The following is a 17,823-nucleotide window of genomic DNA, read 5'->3' as shown; positions in this document are numbered from 1 at the left end:
TAATGTTTAATTCTTCATTTTTCATTTTAGAAAGTAAGGTTGAAACCGAATGTATAGATCACCGGCATCGGATAGCTGCCATCGTCTACACCGAATGCAATAGCCGTACCACCTAATTCAGGAGTATAACCGGTATTATGCTTCCAGGTCTTCAGGTTCTGAACGTTAGCATACAGTTTGAGTGCCTGTACTCCGATTTTGGAGAGCAACGTCTTGTCAAAGTTGTAAGCCAACTGTACGTTACGGATGCGGAAGAAACTGCCGTCCTCGATGTAATATTCAGAATTCAGATTGTTGATGGTATGCTTCATGTTGAGCAACGGTTGGCTGTTGCTGGTGCCTTCGCCGTGCCAACGGTCCAGACGTTGTTTCATGAAGTTGAACTGGCTCCAGTTGTAGTTGTCCCACGTACGATAGATTTCATTACCGGCCTGTCCCATCATGTCGATGCCCAGTTCCCAGTTTTTGTAACCTACGTTGAGGTTGATGCCGTAAGTTACGTCCGGAGTCGGATTACCAATCATGGTACGGTCGGCAGGAGTGATTTCGCCATTGCCATCCACGTCTACGAATTTCAGGTCGCCCGGAGTAACGGTTGCCAGTGTATTCTTCGGGGAGTTGTCTATATCGGCCTGGCTCTGGTAAACACCTTCCACCTTGTAACCATAAAAGTAACCGATCGGGTAGCCGGCCATGGTGTAGCTCTGGCTCTTGTCGCCCGAGATGATGGAGTAACCTTCTTGTACAAGGCTCAATACCTTATTTTTAATAGTGGTCAGGTTGCCGCCTATGCTGTAGTTCCAGTCACCGATCTGGTCGCGCCAGTTGATGGCAAGCTCGATACCCTTATTCTCGATAGAGCCTAGATTACCAATACCCGGCACGGTTCCGGAGATACCCGGTACTTCAGCGAGCAGGTCTTTCGTCGTTTTCTTGTAGTATACACCTTCCAGATGTAAGCGGTTGCGGAAGAAGTTGGCTTCTGCACCTACTTCCCATGCTTCTACCTTTTCCCATCTCAGAGAGGCATTGGGCAGGTAAGAAAGCTGATAACCGGGATAAACGGCAGACGGAGTTCCGAATACAGCAGAGTACGCATTGCTCAGCAGAGGTTCTGCGGGATAAGCTTTGTCCAGATTCTGGTTACCCAGTGTACCCCATGAACCTTTCAGTTTCAACATATCCAGCCAGGTGATATCTTTCATGAAAGCTTCTTCGCTCATCAACCAACCGGCACCTACAGAGTAGAAGTTTTGCCATTGGTTGCCTGTGTAAGAGAAAGCTGAAGAACCGTCACGACGGAACGAACCATTGAACAAGTATCTGCCTTTGTAGTTGTAGAGGATACGTCCCAACATAGATACGGTGGCGCGTTCCCATTGTGTGCTCTCGTTGGTAGCAGTACCTGCATCACCAATGCTAACATACCATTTATCAGAATTATCAGGAATCACCAGACCTACACCTTGTGCGCGGGCAGCTCCCAGTTGTTCCAGTTTATTGAAATAAGTAGTGAAACCTGCGGTAGCCGTCAGACTATGTTCACCCCATGTGTTGCTGTAAGTCAACAGATAATCGCTTTGCGTCTTCATTTCTGTCTGTTTTGCCTGACTGACACCGGTTTTACCATCGCCCAGCGTAACTATGCTTCCTTCTGCACTGGCATCATATACCTGAATGATAGGAGTGTACTTGCGGCTGTTATTCGATGCGTAATCCATAGAGAACATAGCCTTGAACTGGAAATGTTTCAGGAAGTCCCATTCAGCATATACATTACCCGAACCACGATAGTTCTCTGCGCGTGTCGTATTAGCTTTCAGGTCAACATCTACCATCGGATTGTTCATCTGCGCCTTTTGGAATTCGGGCAGGGTAGTGTAGAGACCATACTGGTCGTTGAATACCGTAGCTACCGGAGTGGCACGAACAGCAGTGGTTACAGTCTTGGAATCAGCGGGCAATATACGTGCGCCATTGAACTGGAAGCCAACTCTGAAATTATCAGTCAGTTTATACTCATTGCTGACGCTCAAAGTGATTTTGCTGTATTTCTCATTCTTGATATTACCTTGTTCGTAGGCATAACCTGCACCGAGGTAGAAGCTGTGCTTATCAGAAGCACCTGTAATGCTGACGTTGTTGTTGGTGATAAAGCCTGTCTGGAAGATTTCGTCCTGCCAGTTGGTGTTTCCGTTCCAGCCTTTGAAGTCGAATTCGGGGCTGCCTTCGTTTCTTAACTGCTCGTTATACAGTTCTTTGAAGCCGGCTGCATCCACCATTTCAATCTGGTTGGGCACACTCTTGAAACCGAACGAACCGTTGATGTTTACACGGGTCTGTCCCACTTTAGCCTTTTTGGTGGTGATGATGATAACACCGTTTGCACCACGTACACCGAAGATGGCGAGTGAAGACGGGTCTTTCAGGATTTCCATAGACTCGATGTCTTGCGGGTTCAGGAAGTTGATGTTGTCATTGAACAAACCATCTACTACGTACAAAGGCTTGTAACCATTGATGGAGTTCGTTCCGCGTACACGGATTTCGGGGTCTTCACCAGCCTTACCGGAGTTGATGACTTGTACACCAGCTACTTTCCCTTGCAGGGCGGACAGCGGATTGGCAACCGGTTTGTTGGCAATCTCATCACCTTTAATGTTGGTGATAGAACCGGTCAGGTCACGCTTTTTGGCACTACCGTAACCGATAACTACTGTTTCGGCAAGCATTTGTGAATCATCTTTCAACTGGACGTTGATGACATTCTGACTACCTACTTTGATACTTTGTTTTTCCATGCCTACGTATGAGAATTGGAGGGTAGAACCTGGGGTAGCTTTGATGGAATACTTCCCATCCATATCGGTCACTACGCCGTTACTGGTGCCTTGCACTACGACAGATACTCCGATCAACGGCTCATTAAATGAATCGGTGATTACACCGGTTACAATCTTTTCTTGAGCGAATACAGTGTTGCCGGAAAGTAGGAGGCACACTAATAGAAATAAACTTTTAAGCCATGAGGCTTTCTCCAAGGGAAGAAGTGTTTTTTTCTTCATTGCATTAAATTTTTAGTGGATAACTCAGTTCTGATTTAATCCCTCGCATCTGAATTCTGCGAGAATTAAATCTGTGGGCAAAAGTATGAATGGAAATGAGCCGGGCACAAAAAAGAGGTTCACCACCAATACACATCCCTGTTTTTTAACAAATGAAGGACTACGCTTTTACTACTCAAAACAAAATAAGCCACTCGTTTTGAGTGGCTTATCGTTTTTTGTTAGTCTATGCTTAAGAAGTACTCATTCAGATTTTGAGTAGGTTGAAGATTGAACTTTTTCCGTAATCGGTATCGGTTATTCTCTACAGCCCGCACTGAAAGGTTCATTAGGGCGGCAATATCTTTTGTTTCCATGTTCAGTTTAAGACAAGCACAAAGGCGCAGGTCATTATTGGTGAGCTGCGGGTGCATTTCTTTCAGACGTCTGAAGAAATTGCGATGCTTCTGCTCGAATTTGATGAGGAACATTTTCCAGTCATCCTCTGTGTCGAGATTGTTAGCGAGCAGAGTATTTATCTTTTGATAGAAAGGCATCAATCCCTTTTGCGTATTCCGGGCGCATATTTCGTCAACAATCTCTTTCAGTTTCAGAATCAGTTCGTTTTTGTGGATGATAAAGGAGGTTTGGGTGAAAAGTTCAGCATCCTTTTCCTCAATCTCATTTTGCAGTTGTTCGTTCAGTGAACGCAGATGTGCTGCTTCCTGAGCTTTCATGCGGCGTAGGTGTTTTGTCTGTAAACGCCGTTTCATCAGATAGAAAGTAACAAATAAGGCGATGATAATGAGCCCGCAGCAGGTGAGGTACCACCAGATGGTATTATACCAGGGAGGGAGAACCTCAAATGTCAGAAGGGTATCCGGTGAATAGTTGTTCAATCCGTCTGTGGTGCGAAGCCGTAGCGTATATGTTCCTTTAGGCAGACGAGCATAGGATATGCTGTTCCGTCGCTCGGAGGCACTCCAGGTGCTATCTACTTCTTCCAGCTGGTATTGTACAAAGAGATTTCCGGCAAAGGCGGCATTGACAGAGAAGCCTACGGTGACTGTGTTGTCCTTGTAGGGAACATGGATGGGCTGGTTAAGATCTACATAACCTGTGTAAGCCCCTGTCCCCGTGTGAACGAACTCCAGGTTGGGGGTCGATAGCTCCACCGTCTGACGTTTACTACGGTAAACATTGTGAAGGATGAAACCTGCATCCAGACAGATCAATGACAAAGAGTCGTTAAGTACAGCAGCATTTTCATAGGCGGTGACCAGGGAAAGATTATCAGCTTCTATTTTATATGCTTCCTTGATACGGGCAATGTAACCGTCATAGAAAAAGAGGTAGACGGAAGAACCTGTAGTGGCCCAGCTCTCTTCACTGTTAAAGGGGATAATGCGTTTAAGATTGTGTATATCTTTAAAGCATTGGTTCAGGTGCTGTTCTATCTGTAAGTCATCGTTCCCTTCATTATATATATAGAACTGGTCATCACCTAGGAACAGGATGCGTCCGCCCGATTTGAAGAGTCGCAGATGTTCGGGTAGCGAATTATCTTCCTTTTTACCATAATACGTATAATAACGAAAAGCATTCAGTTCATCATTCAGGCGACATTTATAAACACCCCGGCTGGTAGTCTCCAACCAAATATTTCCTAAATGGTCTACTTCGGCATTGGATATAGGGTCGGATATTTGTCCCATGGAACTCAGTTCTCCGGTGGACTGGTTCAGTATGAGGAGATCCTTATAGGTGATGATGATTTGTATTTGTTTTCCGTTGATGGTTGCTTCCAGGGTACGGAAGACTCCAGTATTGATGTGGTAGGACTGGCGGATGCGCAGGTCGGGGAGGATTTCGAGCAGGCCGTTTGTGTGGCCGCAGAATAATTTTCCACCTATTTGCTGGAAAGACCATACTTGTCCCTGGGTACCTTCTATTAACTTGAGAGAAGAGAACATATCCAGATCGTCGATTTTCTTCTGGGCCGTATAATAGATGCCTTGATTGGTACCGACAAGCAGATTGCCGTGCCAGATGGTGGCATCGTAGACAGCGCCGAACCCGCCGTCGGTGGAACGGTAATAGCTTAGTCCGTCGGTATAGCGGATGTAGGCGAGTCCTCGGTCCATGGCTGCCCAGACGTTATTCTGGTTGTCTTCGTACAAGGACAGGATGGTGTTGTTCTGTAATGAATTGGCGGCAGAAAAGTGGTTCAGGATATTCCCTTGGGTGTCTACTTCATATACGCCACTAAGTTGTGTGCCCAGGTAATAAGTGTTTCGTTTGGAAGAGTAGATGCCACAATTCAACTCTTGCCCTTGTAACCGTCGCGAGAGGGATGGGTTCCAGGGAATGAATTTTTCTTTATCGTAGATGTAGATTTCTCCGGTGGAGGTTCCTATCAGGTAGCGGTCTGTGCCATAGGGCAGAATAACGCGGGTAACGGTACCGTTCAGGAATTCGCTTCCGGGTATCTTGTTGAGTGCCAGGTGGTCCAGTTGGTAGAGTGCGCCGTACATTTCTTGTACCCAGTATTCATCGCGTACCTTCAGTAATAACAGTAGGTCGGTAGGGCCATCTACGAGGGTAAGTGTTTGATGGTCGTACATATAAACATGGCTGAAAGACTGGAAGTAGACTTTATCTCCCACTATCCAGATACGCCAGAAGCTTTGATTGTCCAGTGGGTTGTTTCCTTTAAGCAGTCCTTTCAGAGAGGTGTATTTTAGTTGTCCCGACTGGTCACGGTCCCAGCGTCCCAGGTCTTCGGAGCCACCGCTGTAGATAGTCTGATGATCGACTACGGCTATGGCACGTACAATGTTTGCATCCGGCGTTTGGAAGAGTCTCCATTCCATACCGTCAGATTCCAGCAGACCGATAGCGTTGCCAAAGTACATGATACCTTTTTCATCCTGTCCGATAGACCAGTTTTTATTGGCTCCGTGATATTTGTCACGTGACAGATTGGTAACATATGGTTTTTGATTGGCAGTTATCGTGGTGCAAGTGAAGAGGGACACAAAGGTGATAAATATATACTTTAGGATGTCCATAACAGATTGAATAAAGGTTAGCTAAGGTCACGACCTTACAGTTGTTCTTGGGACAAAGATAATTAATTTCGGGCTTCAATGAAAATAAATTTCTCACTGTAATGAAAAAGTTCTCTTTCTTGGGTGAGAATGGCTTTTTCATTGCAGTGAGAAACTCTCCTTTCTTCATAGAAACCTTATTGGAAGCCTAACTTCTTTAGTCCTGCCTGTACGTCCGGATGATTCATGAAGAGTTTCCATAATAATCCGGTGCGGTAGTTTTCTATCATGACGGCTATCGGGCCTTGGTCGATGGCAAGATAGCGTTTGGGATACCAATTTTCTGTTTCGCTGAAAGCATCGTAAAAACCATAGGGGCCGAAGACTTTGTCACCCATCCCGTAGAGGTGACGCATTACGGCCAGTGACTGTTCCGGAGTATAGACGATAGACGATAGGGCGGCGGTGGGGGAGATGACGCCGTGGTCGTCTTTCTCGTTTGGCATGTGGGCAGCGTAGCCGTTGACGGAGTAGCTGGCGGTCAAGCCCCAGCAGTCAACGCCAAAACCTTTCCAGTGTTTCGGATTGCGGATGCAGTAGGCGCGGTTGACGAGGGTCAGGTTGCGCATTTCATCAAAGTAATTGGCGCAGTATTCGTCTTTTAATCCTGTGGGATTTAGGCCGAGGAAGGAGTAGTGGGCCCAGAAGAGGGGGCCGGCTTCACAACCTTGATAACGCAGATGAAGTTCGATACCTTCCACTTTGTGGGGTTTGACGATGGCGCCGTTTTGTGCCCAACCGTCATGATAGACGGCGGCAGGGACCCCGTGAGTAGGTGAGGCAGCGGCAAGGATGTACATGATGAGGCATTCGTTGTAGCCGTGAACGGGAAAGTTCATGGCCCAGCCGTATTCGGGGCTCCAATGCCAGTAAAGTACATTTTGGTCTCCCTGGCGGTAGAAGTTCCAATCTACATCGCGCCAGAGGGTATCTATGCGCTGGGCAAGGGCTTGCTCTCTTGCTGTTAAAGCAGGGTCTGCCTGAGCTGAATCTTCACTTTTTCCGCTACCATTCACGTAATATTGATGTACGGCAAGCAGCCCTTGCATGAGAAAGGCGGTTTCTACAAGGTCGCCGCCGTTGTCTTTTTGTCCGAAGGGCTTTACTTTTCCGGTATCTCCATACCACCAATGGGGATAGGCACCATGGAAGCGGTCGGCTTTTTCGAGGAAGGAGACTATTTTTTCCATGCGGGCAAGGCCTTCGGTGCGGGTGATGTAGCCGCGGTCGATGCCGGATAGCAGGGCCATGATGCCGAAGCCGCTACCGCCGGAGGTGACCACATTCTGGTCTTTTTCGGGATAGATGCCGTCCATGTGGATACGTTCAGGAGCAAGGCCGCTGTTAGGTTCGGCACCGTCCCAGAAGTAATTGAAGGTGGTCCGTTGGACGGTGTCCATAAGGGCATCGTCGGTGAGCGGGGCGGGGCTTCCGGAGTTGGGGCTCTTGCACGCTCCGAAGAGAAGCAAGAAGAGGAGAAGGTATTGAGGAATATGTTTCATATATAAAAGGGGTTAAGAGTAAATAATAAGATAAAAGCCTTACAGGCTTAAGAAATGCACGCCGCTAAATTATTATTTTAATGTCAGACGAGCCGTCTTCACCGCCTGGCTGCTTCCGCCAATCATAATATCAAAATCGCCCGGTTCTGCCACATAGTTCAGCTCATAATCATAGAAGCGGAGCAGGTCACGGGTTATCTTGAAGGATACCGTCTTGCTTTCTCCGGCACGGAGGAAGATTTTATTGAATCCTTTCAGTTCGCGTACAGGGCGGGTGATGCTTCCTACAAGATCGCGGATGTAAAGTTGCACTACTTCTGCACCGTCATGCTTTCCGGTATTGGTTACGGTGACTACGGCAGTCACGGAACCATCTTTCCCCAGTGTCGGCATGCTCAGGGCAATGTCACTATATTGGAAAGTGGTGTATGACAAACCGTAACCGAAAGGATACAGCGGCTCATTGTCCACATCCAAATAATTACTACGGAATTTCTCGAACCATTTGCCTTCCGCCAACGGGCGTCCGGTGTTCTTATGATTGTAGAACAAAGGTATCTGCCCTACATTCTTCGGGAAAGTCATCGTCAGTTTACCGCTCGGATTTACATCTCCAAACAATACATCACCAATCGCATAAGCCGCTTCACTACCGCCAAACCATACATTCAAGATGGCAGGTACATGCTCTTGTTCCCAGTTCAGCGTCAGCGGTCGGCCGGTGAAGAGCGTCAGCACAACAGGTTTTCCGGTTTTCAACAAAGCTTCCAGCAAGGTGTGCTGCACGTCAGGCAGGCCGAGCTCTGTGCGGCTGGAACTTTCACCGCTCATTTCGGAAGACTCTCCCAGGGCGGCTACAATTACATCGGCACCGGCAGCTACTTTCAGGGCCTCGTCCAGTAACTCCTTATCTGTGCGGTTGTCTCGGTTCAATGACCGACCGAACATTGTGGCGCGTTCTTCGTAGGCGGCATCGCCGACGAGGTTGCTTCCTTTGGCATAAGTGATGTTAACTTTGCCTGCCATCATTTCTTTCAGACCTTCATAGAGCGAAGGATAATCGTTGAGGCGGGCGGCTACGCTCCAGGTACCGGGCATGTTGCTGCGACTATTACCGAGGGGGCCGATGACGGCGACGGTGCCTTGCTTTTTCAGTGGAAGCACACTTGCGTCGTTCTTCAATAATACAAAACTCCCGGCAGCTATCTTGCGTGCCTCGTCGCGATGCTCTTTGGTGAATATATCCCGTTTCGGACGATTTACGTCACAGTATTTATAAGGATTATCAAACAGCCCCAGTTTATATTTCGCTTCCAGTATCCGGCGGCAGGCTGTGTTCAGTGTAGCCATCCGCACTTTACCTTCTTTGATGGATTTCATCAGCGTGCCTACGAAACCTTCGCTGACCATATCCATGTCCACTCCGGCATTCAGAGCGAGAGCACTTACAGTTTGTAAATCACCGACACCATGTTCTATCATTTCGGAAATACCGGTGAAGTCTGTCACTACGAAACCTTGGAAACCCCATTTATCACGGAGCAAGTCGGTCATCAGCCATTTATTTCCGGTGGCAGGTATGCCGTCCACTTCGTTGAAAGAGGCCATCACACTACCCACACCCGCTTCTACGGCTGCCTCATACGGGTACATATATTCGTTGAACATCCGGTTGTGGCTCATATCTACGGTGTTATAGTCTCGTCCGGCCTCTCCGGCGCCATACAGGGCGAAGTGCTTAACACATGCCATGATTTCATCATTGCGACGCAATTGCTCCTCTTGATTCGCTCCCTGGTATCCGTAGACCATTGCTTGGGCAATAGCTCCACCCAGGAAAGGATCTTCTCCCGAACCTTCGGAGACACGTCCCCAACGTGGGTCGCGACTGATATCTACCATCGGACTGAATGTCCAGGAGATGCCATCGGCACTGGCTTCGATGGCTGCGATGCGGGCAGAACGCTGGATGGCTGCCATATCCCATGTACAGGATAACCCCAATGGAATGGGGAAGATGGTCTCGTATCCGTGTATCACGTCCATACCGAACAGCAAGGGAATGCCGAGGCGTGATTTCTCTACTGCTAGTTTTTGGACTTCGAGGATGCGGTCTACTCCTTTCAGGTTGAAGAGCCCACCCACCATTCCTTTTTCAATTTTCGTGGCTACGTCGCTGCTTTTAGCCTGTCCTGTGGTGATGTCACCCGTGACAGGTAGATTCAACTGACCGATTTTCTCTTCTACGGTCATTTTCTTCATCAGTGCATCGATGAAGCGGTCCATGTCCAGTGGAGATTTTTGTGCCTGTGCGGCTGATATGCTCATCAGGGCACCCAGTAGCAACAGGCTTGTTTTTCTGAATATTACTTTCATATACTTTTATTTATATCATTAATAGTCCGGATTCTGTACCAGTACTCCGTTCGATTTATCTATTTCCGTCTGTGGCAATGGCAACAATGCGTTCTTCGGTTGATAATTCTTTCCGGCAGCCTGAAGCACTTCCTGTGCGATGCCCCAACGTACGAGGTCATAGAAGCGGTCGGGCTCCAATGCCAGCTCTACGCGGCGCTCGTGGCGGATGGCTTCGCGCAGTACGTTTTGGTCCAGAGATTCCACTTTGGGCAATACATTCGTCAGTGTGCCGCGGGCATGTGCACGTACCTGTTCCAGATAACCGCTTGCTTCACCCATCAATCCTTTTTCATTGGCTGCTTCGGCTGCCATCAGGAGCACGTCCGGATAACGGATGATGCGGATATTTACCCAGAATCCCATGCGGGTATACTTCCTGCGCAGTGTAGGATCTGTGTAAGCCTTCTTATTGAAGTAAGCACCCATAGCGGTGGATACGGGAGACTCACCGTAAGGCTTGTTCGTATTTTCCGGCGTAATAGGGTCTTCATTGTTGCGGCGGAAGTAGAGCAGACTGGCATCCTTGCGTGGGTCACCTTCTTCAAAAGCCTCTCCCATCAGTTTGGTAGCCATATGCCAACCCCAACCCAAGTCCCAGTCGCCGGCTCCGCGCACACCCTGCACCTGGCAGAACTGGCTGCCGATACTGGCGTCTTCTTTCATAGCGTCGGTGGCTTCGCACTGCAATTCGAAGATGCTTTCGCCGCAGTTTTCACCCTCTACGGTGAAGACTTTGTCCACGGGAGTATTCAGATTGTAGATGCCGGAAGTGATGACTTCGGTGGAAGCTGTGTACATATTCTCCCAATCGTTGCGCATCATGTAAGTGCGTGCGTGCAGTGCACGTGCGGCTCCCCAGGTGAGGCGTCCCGTATAGTCGCTGGTCCATCGCAGTGGCAGACAATCCTCTGCTTCGGTCAGGTCTTTGTCAATCTGTTCGTATATCTTTTCTGCGGTAGTCTTGGGCACGTTGGCATCAGAGGCTTCCACTACTTTAATGGTTACCAACGGCACTTCGCCGAAGGCACGTACCAGGTTGAAGTAGCAGTAGGCACGGAAGAAGAGTGCTTCGCCACGGTTGCGGATGGATTCTGTATCATCTTTATTTTCGCTTTTGGCGATGTCGTCCAGAATCTCGTTACATTGATAGATGATTTTATAGTTCTGGCTCCAGTAGGCACCCAGTGGACCGTTGTTGGCGGCGTATTCAAAGTCATCCCACATGGCTGCTTCGTTTCCACCGTCGCCGGCATCACTACCCTTCTCGGAATCCTCACTTCGCACCATGTGCACCATGAAAGCGGGAATACCTGCGGTGATGTCGTACGAGCGCATCAGGTAGTAAACATTGAATATCTTTCCGCCTACAAGGGCGTTGGGGTCATCGTCTTCCGTGAATTGTCCCAATGGGTCGCGGTCCAGGAAGTCATTACAGGAACTGAATGAGAGGGCGGTTGCGCCAATCAACAGTGACAGGATATATTTCTTTATCTTCATAATCTTTTTTTTTAATCTGAATTTTGTATATGCCGCAAGGAAACCTTGCCGGGGCGCTACGCCCCTTAGAACGTCAGGTTGAAGCCGAATGTATAAATAGCCGGCATCGGATAACTGCCGTCATCTACTCCGAAAGCTATGGCACTTCCGCCCAGTTCCGGTGTATATCCGGTGTTATGTTTCCACGTCTTCAGGTTCTGTATGTTTACGTAGAGCTTCAATGCCTGCATGCCGATTTTAGAAATCAGTGCCTTGTCGAAGTTATAAGCCAGAGATACATTACGGATGCGGAAGAACGAACCATCTTCTACATAATATTCAGAATTCATATTGTTGATGGTGTGCTTCGTGTTCAGCAACGGCTGGGTATTGCTTGTACCCTCTCCGTGCCAACGATCCATGCGCTGCTCCATGAAGTTGAACTGGCTCCAGTTGTAGTTATCCCACGTACGGTAAATCTGATTGCCACCTTGTCCCATCATGTCCACAGCCAATTCCCAATTCTTATAACCTACTCCGAGTGTGATACCGTAAGTGACATCCGGCGTCGGGTTACCAATCATCGTACGGTCTGCCGTAGTGATTTCACCGTCACCGTTCACATCCTTGAACTTCAGGTCACCCGGAGTGACGGTTGCCAGTTTGTTCTTCGGCGAGTTATCAATCTCCTCCTGAGTCTGATAAACACCTTCCACCTTGTAACCGTAGAAGTATCCGATAGGATAACCTGCCATTGTGTAGCTCTGACTCTTATCTCCGGCAATGATGGAGTAACCTTCCTGTACGAGACTCAGTACTTTATTCTTGATAGTCGTCAGATTAGCTCCGATGTTGTAGTCCCAGTCACCAATTTGGTCGCGCCAGTTGAGGGCAAGTTCCACACCCATATTCTCAATGGAGCCCAGGTTGCCGATACCCGGTACTGTTCCCGAAATACCCGGCACTTCTGCCAGCAAATCTTTCGTTTTCTTCTTGTAGTACACCCCTTCAAAGTGCAGGCGATTGCGGAAGAAGTTGGCTTCTGCACCCACTTCCCAGGCTTCTACTTTCTCCCAACGGAGATTAGGGTTAGGTAGATACGCCAACTGATACCCCGGATAGATGGCGGACGGAGTGCCGAATACAGCAGAATAGGCATTCGTCAGCAACGGCTCTGCCGGATAAGCTCTGTCCAAGTTCTGATTACCCAATGTACCCCATGAGCCTTTCAGCTTCAACATATCCAACCACTCGATACCTTTCATCCATTCTTCCTCGCTCATCAACCAGCCCAGACCTACGGAGTAGAAATTCTGCCATTGGTTGCCAGTATAAGAAAATGCGGAAGAACCGTCACGACGGTAAGAACCGTTGAACAGATATTTACCTTTATAATTGTAGAGGATACGTGCCAGCACCGACACGGTGGAGCGCTCCCATTGCGTACTCCCGTTTGTAGCTGTAGCTGCATCGCCGATGCTCACATACCATTTATCCGAATTATCCGGAATAACCAGACCTACACCTTGTGTGCGGGCGCCGTTCAGATTCTCGAGCTTATTATAATAGGTAGTGAAACCGGCTGTAGCCGTCAGACTATGGTCGCCCCATGAGTTGGTATACGTCAACAGATAGTCGCTTTGCACCTTCATTTCTGTTTCTTTTGCCTGGCTCACTCCGGTCTTTCCGGTGCCCAGTGTGGCTATATCCCCTTCGGCGCTGGCATCATACACCTTGATAATGGGTGTGTAAGTCCGCGTACTGTTGGATGCATAATCCAATGAGAACATCGCCTTGAACTGGAAATGTTTCAGGAAGTCCCATTGTCCGTATATATTGCCCGAACCACGGTAGTTTTCCGCTTTCGTGGTATTTGCTTTCAGTGCAACGTCTACCATCGGATTGTTCATCTGTGCTTTCTGGAAACCGGGCAGTGAAGTATATAATCCATATTCTTCATTGTACACCGGAGCTACCGGAGCCGCGCGCAAAGCAGTGGCAACACTCTTTGTGTCAGCCGGCAATATACGTGCGCCATTGAACTGGAAACCTACTTTGAAGTTGTCCGTCACTTTATAATCGTTGCTGATGTTCAACGTGATTTTGCTGTACTTTTCATTCTTGATGTTGCCTTGTTCGTAGGCATAACCTGCGCCGAGGTAGAAGCTGTGCTTTTCAGATGCACCGTTAATGCTGATGTTGTTGTTCGTGATAAATCCGGTCTGGAAGATTTCGTCCTGCCAGTTGGTATTGCCTGTCCAGTCCGAGAAATCATATTCCGGGTTACCTTCGTTTCTCAACTGTTCGTTATACAATAGCTTGAAACCTTCGGCGTCCGTCATCGCAATCTTATTCGTGACAGCCTTGAAGCCGAACGAACCGTTGATGTTTACGCGGGTCTGCCCTTCTTTGGCTTTCTTGGTGGTGATGATGATAACGCCGTTTGCGCCACGTACACCGAAAATGGCGAGTGAGGAAGGGTCTTTCAGGATTTCCATGGATTCAATGTCCTGCGGATTCAGGAAATTGATGTTGTCATTGAACAGCCCATCCACTACATACAGCGGTTTATAACCGTTGATAGAGTTGGTACCACGTACGCGTATTTCCGGGTCGGCTCCAGCCTTACCGGAGTTGATGATTTGTACACCGGCCACTTTGCCTTGCAGGGCGGACAGTGGGTTGGCTACAGGTTTGTTGGCAATCTCATCGCCCTTGATGTTGGTGATGGAGCCTGTGAGGTCACGCTTCTTGGCACTACCGTAACCGATGACCACTGTTTCGGCAAGCATCTGCGAGTCTTCTTTCAGTTGTACATTGATAACGCTCCGGTCGCCTACCTTGATACTCTGTTTCTCCATACCTACGTATGAGAAATCGAGGGTGGCACCTGCTGGTACTTGGATAGAGTAATCTCCATCCAGTCCGGTTACTACGCCGGTATTGGTGCCTTGTACTACTATAGATACACCTATCAGCGGTTCATTGAATGAATCGGTAACGACACCGGTTACGGTCCGTTCCTGAGAAAAAGCGGTGGTACCTATTAATAGGAAACACACCGCCAAGAATAGATTTTTAAGCCTTAGGGCTCTCTTCATAGGAGGGTTTAGGTTTCTCTTCATTGCATTAAATTTTTATGTGAATGATATATTGCATCAGAACAATGAAAATGGAAAAAAGATTTCAAGGGCTTTTAAATCCTGGGTTTTTAACACAATTGGAGGAAGAGAAAAGGGGGAAGGGGATTACTGCACAGATATAATCTAAATTTTTAATTTAACAACGAATTAGCTATCCCGTACTGCTTTAATCAGAGTGCATTATAAGATGTATTTATCAGGTATACTACTACGTTTCTGTAACCTTACGACTCTTCTTTTTTAGCTCCTTACCAAGATTGTACGAGTTGTACAACTCGTACTGCTCCAGTCGTATAACTCATGCTGCACCAGTTGTACAACTCGTACAATCTTGGTAGGCACCATAGCAGACAAAGGTAGTAAGCAGACGAAACTATGGTAGTAAGCCGCGTACTGCATTGCTTAATTTCTTTCCAATAATGAACCAAATGATAAATATTATTAGTGTCTTACATCCTTGGCTGTGAGCATAAAAAATAATATCTTTGCATTATAGTAACGGATATTACGGTAATAGCTGTTACTATAACTGCGTCGGATGTAGTGTGCTTATTGACTAAAAAATAGTGTATTATGAAGTTTTACGATCGTGAAGAAGAGCAAGAATTATTAGATAATATTCGTGAAGCGTCTCTGCAAGAGTCGCAAATGACTGTCCTGTTCGGGCGGAGACGAATTGGAAAAACCCAGTTGGCACTGCAAAGTACAGCAGGAAGTCTGACTCTTTATTTCTTTGTTGCACGTAAAGCGGAAGCCCTGCTCTGCCAAGACTTTGTGGATGAAGCGGAAAATAAGTTAGGATGGCCTATTGGTAATTATACATCCTTTGCCAAGCTGTTTCACCATTTACTTGTCATCTCTCGTGAACGTCCTTTTAATCTTATCATCGATGAATTTCAAGACTTTCAGCGTACCAATCCCTCTGTTTTCAGTGAGATACAGAGAGAGTGGGACTTGAATAAAGGAACGTCGAAAATGAATCTCATAGTCAGTGGCTCTATTTATTCGTTAATGCACCAGATTTTTGAAGACCGGAAAGAACCCCTCTTTTCTCGTGCCGGGCAAATGATACATCTGAAACCATTCAAGGTGGAAGTACTGAAAGAAATATTAGCCGATCACAATCCGTCGTATCAACCGGAAGACCTTTTGGCACTTTATGCCTTTACAGGAGGAGTGGCTTGGTATGTCAGCCTGTTTATGACGAATAAGGCATATACCAAAGATAAAATGATTGGTCTGTTGACACGTTCCAATTCTCCTTTTCTGAATGAAGGGAAGAATTTGCTGATTGAAGAATTTGGACCGGATTATTCTATCTATTTTTCTATATTAGAATGCATAGCCGGCGGAGATTATACTCGTGGAGAGATAGAGAATCGTTTAGGAAAAGCTGAAATAGGTGGCTATTTGGCTAAGTTGGAAAACTATTATTCATTGATCAGTAAGAAGCGTCCTATCTTCGCCAAAGAGAACTCAAAGCAAGTACGATACTGCATAGCCGATAATTTTCTTACTTTCTGGTTCCGTTTTATTTATCGTTATCAAGGGTATATAGAATCCGGTGCATTGAAATTGGTGGAGAATATAATTCGTAGGGATTATAATACTTTTTCAGGAGGTATGCTGGAGCGCTACTTCCGTGATAAGTTTATGCAGTCTGGCCTATATACTAATGTGGGGATGTACTGGAACCGAAAAGGAGAAAATGAGATAGACCTTATTGCATTGAATGATTTGGATAAGACAGTTGCCATTTATGAAATAAAGAAAGATGAGGCCCGATATAGTAGTACTGTACTGGAAGAGAAAGTTGCGAATCTGATGGAGGCGGAAAAAGAGCTGAAGAAATACAACTGTAATTTAGGAAAGCTTTCATTGTTAGATATATAGATAATAGAAAAAGCCTCCGGAAAACTTAATTCCGAAGGCTTTTTTAATTTATGTGCGGGTGATAGGACTCGAACCTACACGCCTCTCGGCACCAGATCCTAAGTCTGGCGCGGCTGCCAATTACGCCACACCCGCAGTGGCTTTTTTGTTAAGCGTCGGCAAAGATAGAAAGATTTTTCTTTCCAGCAAACACTTTGGTGCAGAAAGTAATTATTGGGTAACTTTTAAGAGCTCTCTTGCCCGTTCAATGATAGCATCTTTCTCAAGGTCGGTTTCATCCATATCTATTTTCTCATCCGGGTCAATGCCAAACTCGATATGTTGCTTCTTTGCATCCAGATGCGGACTGGCAGAGAAACGTACTCCCCAACCATTGGGCAACTCTGAAGAGAAAGGCAGTCCCGAACCGCCACCGGTTTTGTCACCTACCAGCGTGACATTAGGGAAATAGCGCATGGCATTCACGAAATCGTTCGTAGCACTATAAGAATGGCGGTTGGTAAGAAGCATCACCTTCTTCTGCCAACGAATACTATTGGACGGCTCCAGGTAAATGGGTTCAGGCTCGGAGAAATCACTGTGCCCTTTTCCGGTCTTATGCTGAATGTATCCCGTCAATACTTTCTCGTTTGTGAAACGGGCGGCTATGCGGGTGGAATAAGTCAGGTTTCCTCCACCATTGTTGCGTACATCAAAAATCAATCCATTGCATGGGGCCAGGTAGGAGAGTGCTTCATCCAGATTACCGTTTCCCACACCATCGGAGAATGACTCATAATAAATATACCCGATATTATCTTCAAGAATCTTGTATTTAAGACCACCGGCAATGCGGTAAGTCTTTCCAAGATATTTCCGCTCGATGATACTTTCGTTGAAATTGCGTGGATAATCCAGATACCAATCCCAGTAACGGGCCATATTTGAGGAACTATAGAGGTTGACATGCCCGTCTTTCAGTTCCGCCAACATACTGTCGAGCACTTGAAATAACCCATCGTTTGGCATATTGGAAGTAATGAGCGGCTGATATTTATCATGGATTGCATTCCAATCCACCTGTTTGTAGTCCAGAAAGCAATATTTTTCGTCGATAATCTTCCACAAAGCTTCGAAGTTGCCTTGTGGGGAATTGTTATACTCTTCTTCCCTGATACAACTCGATAGTAAAGGCAGCAACATGAAAAGTATTCCAAGCCACCCTAATTTAATATGATATATTCCTTTTCTTTTCATC

General features: G+C 46.9%; 8 protein-coding genes and 1 tRNA gene. 1 reads left to right on the top strand and 8 read right to left on the bottom strand.

The genetic code is table 11. From position 1 onward, the window contains the following. Positions 1-26 precede the first annotated feature (26 nt). The 6 genes from HMPREF9447_RS09900 to HMPREF9447_RS09875 form a co-directional block, all read right to left on the bottom strand. Entirely contained in the window at positions 27-3,065 is a 3,039-nt protein-coding gene (locus tag HMPREF9447_RS09900; protein WP_009129582.1) for a SusC/RagA family TonB-linked outer membrane protein, read from the bottom strand. A gap of 221 nt (positions 3,066-3,286) precedes the next feature. Next, positions 3,287-6,115, bottom strand: a complete 2,829-nt coding sequence (locus HMPREF9447_RS09895) for a helix-turn-helix and ligand-binding sensor domain-containing protein (RefSeq protein ID WP_009129581.1) — start codon at positions 6,113-6,115, stop codon at positions 3,287-3,289. 176 nt (positions 6,116-6,291) lie between these two features. Continuing rightward, positions 6,292-7,656 carry a glucoamylase family protein gene (locus tag HMPREF9447_RS09890; RefSeq protein ID WP_009129579.1) on the bottom strand — a complete coding sequence of 455 codons (1,365 nt, stop codon included), beginning with the start codon at positions 7,654-7,656 and terminating at the stop codon, positions 6,292-6,294. A 72-nt stretch (positions 7,657-7,728) separates the two neighbouring features. After that, positions 7,729-10,032, bottom strand: a complete 2,304-nt coding sequence (bglX, locus tag HMPREF9447_RS09885) for a beta-glucosidase BglX (protein WP_009129578.1) — start codon at positions 10,030-10,032, stop codon at positions 7,729-7,731. An 18-nt stretch (positions 10,033-10,050) separates the two neighbouring features. Next, positions 10,051-11,571, bottom strand: a complete 1,521-nt coding sequence (locus HMPREF9447_RS09880; RefSeq protein ID WP_009129577.1) for a RagB/SusD family nutrient uptake outer membrane protein — start codon at positions 11,569-11,571, stop codon at positions 10,051-10,053. A gap of 65 nt (positions 11,572-11,636) precedes the next feature. Further along, positions 11,637-14,675 (bottom strand): SusC/RagA family TonB-linked outer membrane protein, encoded by a 3,039-nt coding sequence (locus tag HMPREF9447_RS09875; protein ID WP_009129576.1) that lies wholly within the window; start codon positions 14,673-14,675, stop codon positions 11,637-11,639. A 591-nt stretch (positions 14,676-15,266) separates the two neighbouring features. Here HMPREF9447_RS09875 and HMPREF9447_RS09870 point away from each other — a divergent pair. Then, the gene (locus HMPREF9447_RS09870; RefSeq protein WP_009129575.1) at positions 15,267-16,586 is read left to right on the top strand and encodes an ATP-binding protein; all 1,320 of its coding nucleotides are present in this window, start codon (positions 15,267-15,269) and stop codon (positions 16,584-16,586) included. 53 nt (positions 16,587-16,639) lie between these two features. On the opposite strand, the gene HMPREF9447_RS09865 is transcribed toward HMPREF9447_RS09870, so the two are convergent. Both HMPREF9447_RS09865 and HMPREF9447_RS09860 read right to left on the bottom strand, forming a co-directional pair. Further along, a tRNA-Leu gene (locus HMPREF9447_RS09865) sits at positions 16,640-16,721 on the bottom strand. 75 nt (positions 16,722-16,796) lie between these two features. Then, positions 16,797-17,822 carry a S41 family peptidase gene (locus HMPREF9447_RS09860; protein ID WP_044138115.1) on the bottom strand — a complete coding sequence of 342 codons (1,026 nt, stop codon included), beginning with the start codon at positions 17,820-17,822 and terminating at the stop codon, positions 16,797-16,799. Position 17,823 lies beyond the last annotated feature (1 nt).

It is taken from the genome of Bacteroides oleiciplenus YIT 12058 (genome assembly GCF_000315485.1).
In the GTDB taxonomy this organism is placed as follows: Bacteria; Bacteroidota; Bacteroidia; order Bacteroidales; family Bacteroidaceae; genus Bacteroides; species Bacteroides oleiciplenus.
The sequence above is the reverse complement of the archived record's forward strand: the minus strand, read 5'-3'. Positions and strand labels throughout refer to the sequence as shown.

What these genes read in the sequence shown, in the direction of transcription:
- HMPREF9447_RS09900 (WP_009129582.1), bottom strand. Translation starts at nt 3,065, where the DNA reads ATGAAGAAAAAAACACTTCTTCCCTTGGAGAAAGCCTCATGGCTTAAA.
- HMPREF9447_RS09880 (WP_009129577.1), bottom strand. Translation starts at nt 11,571, where the DNA reads ATGAAGATAAAGAAATATATCCTGTCACTGTTGATTGGCGCAACCGCC.
- HMPREF9447_RS09860 (WP_044138115.1), bottom strand. Translation starts at nt 17,822, where the DNA reads ATGAAAAGAAAAGGAATATATCATATTAAATTAGGGTGGCTTGGAATA.
- bglX (WP_009129578.1), bottom strand. Translation starts at nt 10,032, where the DNA reads ATGAAAGTAATATTCAGAAAAACAAGCCTGTTGCTACTGGGTGCCCTG.
- HMPREF9447_RS09870 (WP_009129575.1), top strand. Translation starts at nt 15,267, where the DNA reads ATGAAGTTTTACGATCGTGAAGAAGAGCAAGAATTATTAGATAATATT.
- HMPREF9447_RS09875 (WP_009129576.1), bottom strand. Translation starts at nt 14,675, where the DNA reads ATGAAGAGAAACCTAAACCCTCCTATGAAGAGAGCCCTAAGGCTTAAA.
- HMPREF9447_RS09890 (WP_009129579.1), bottom strand. Translation starts at nt 7,656, where the DNA reads ATGAAACATATTCCTCAATACCTTCTCCTCTTCTTGCTTCTCTTCGGA.
- HMPREF9447_RS09895 (WP_009129581.1), bottom strand. Translation starts at nt 6,115, where the DNA reads ATGGACATCCTAAAGTATATATTTATCACCTTTGTGTCCCTCTTCACT.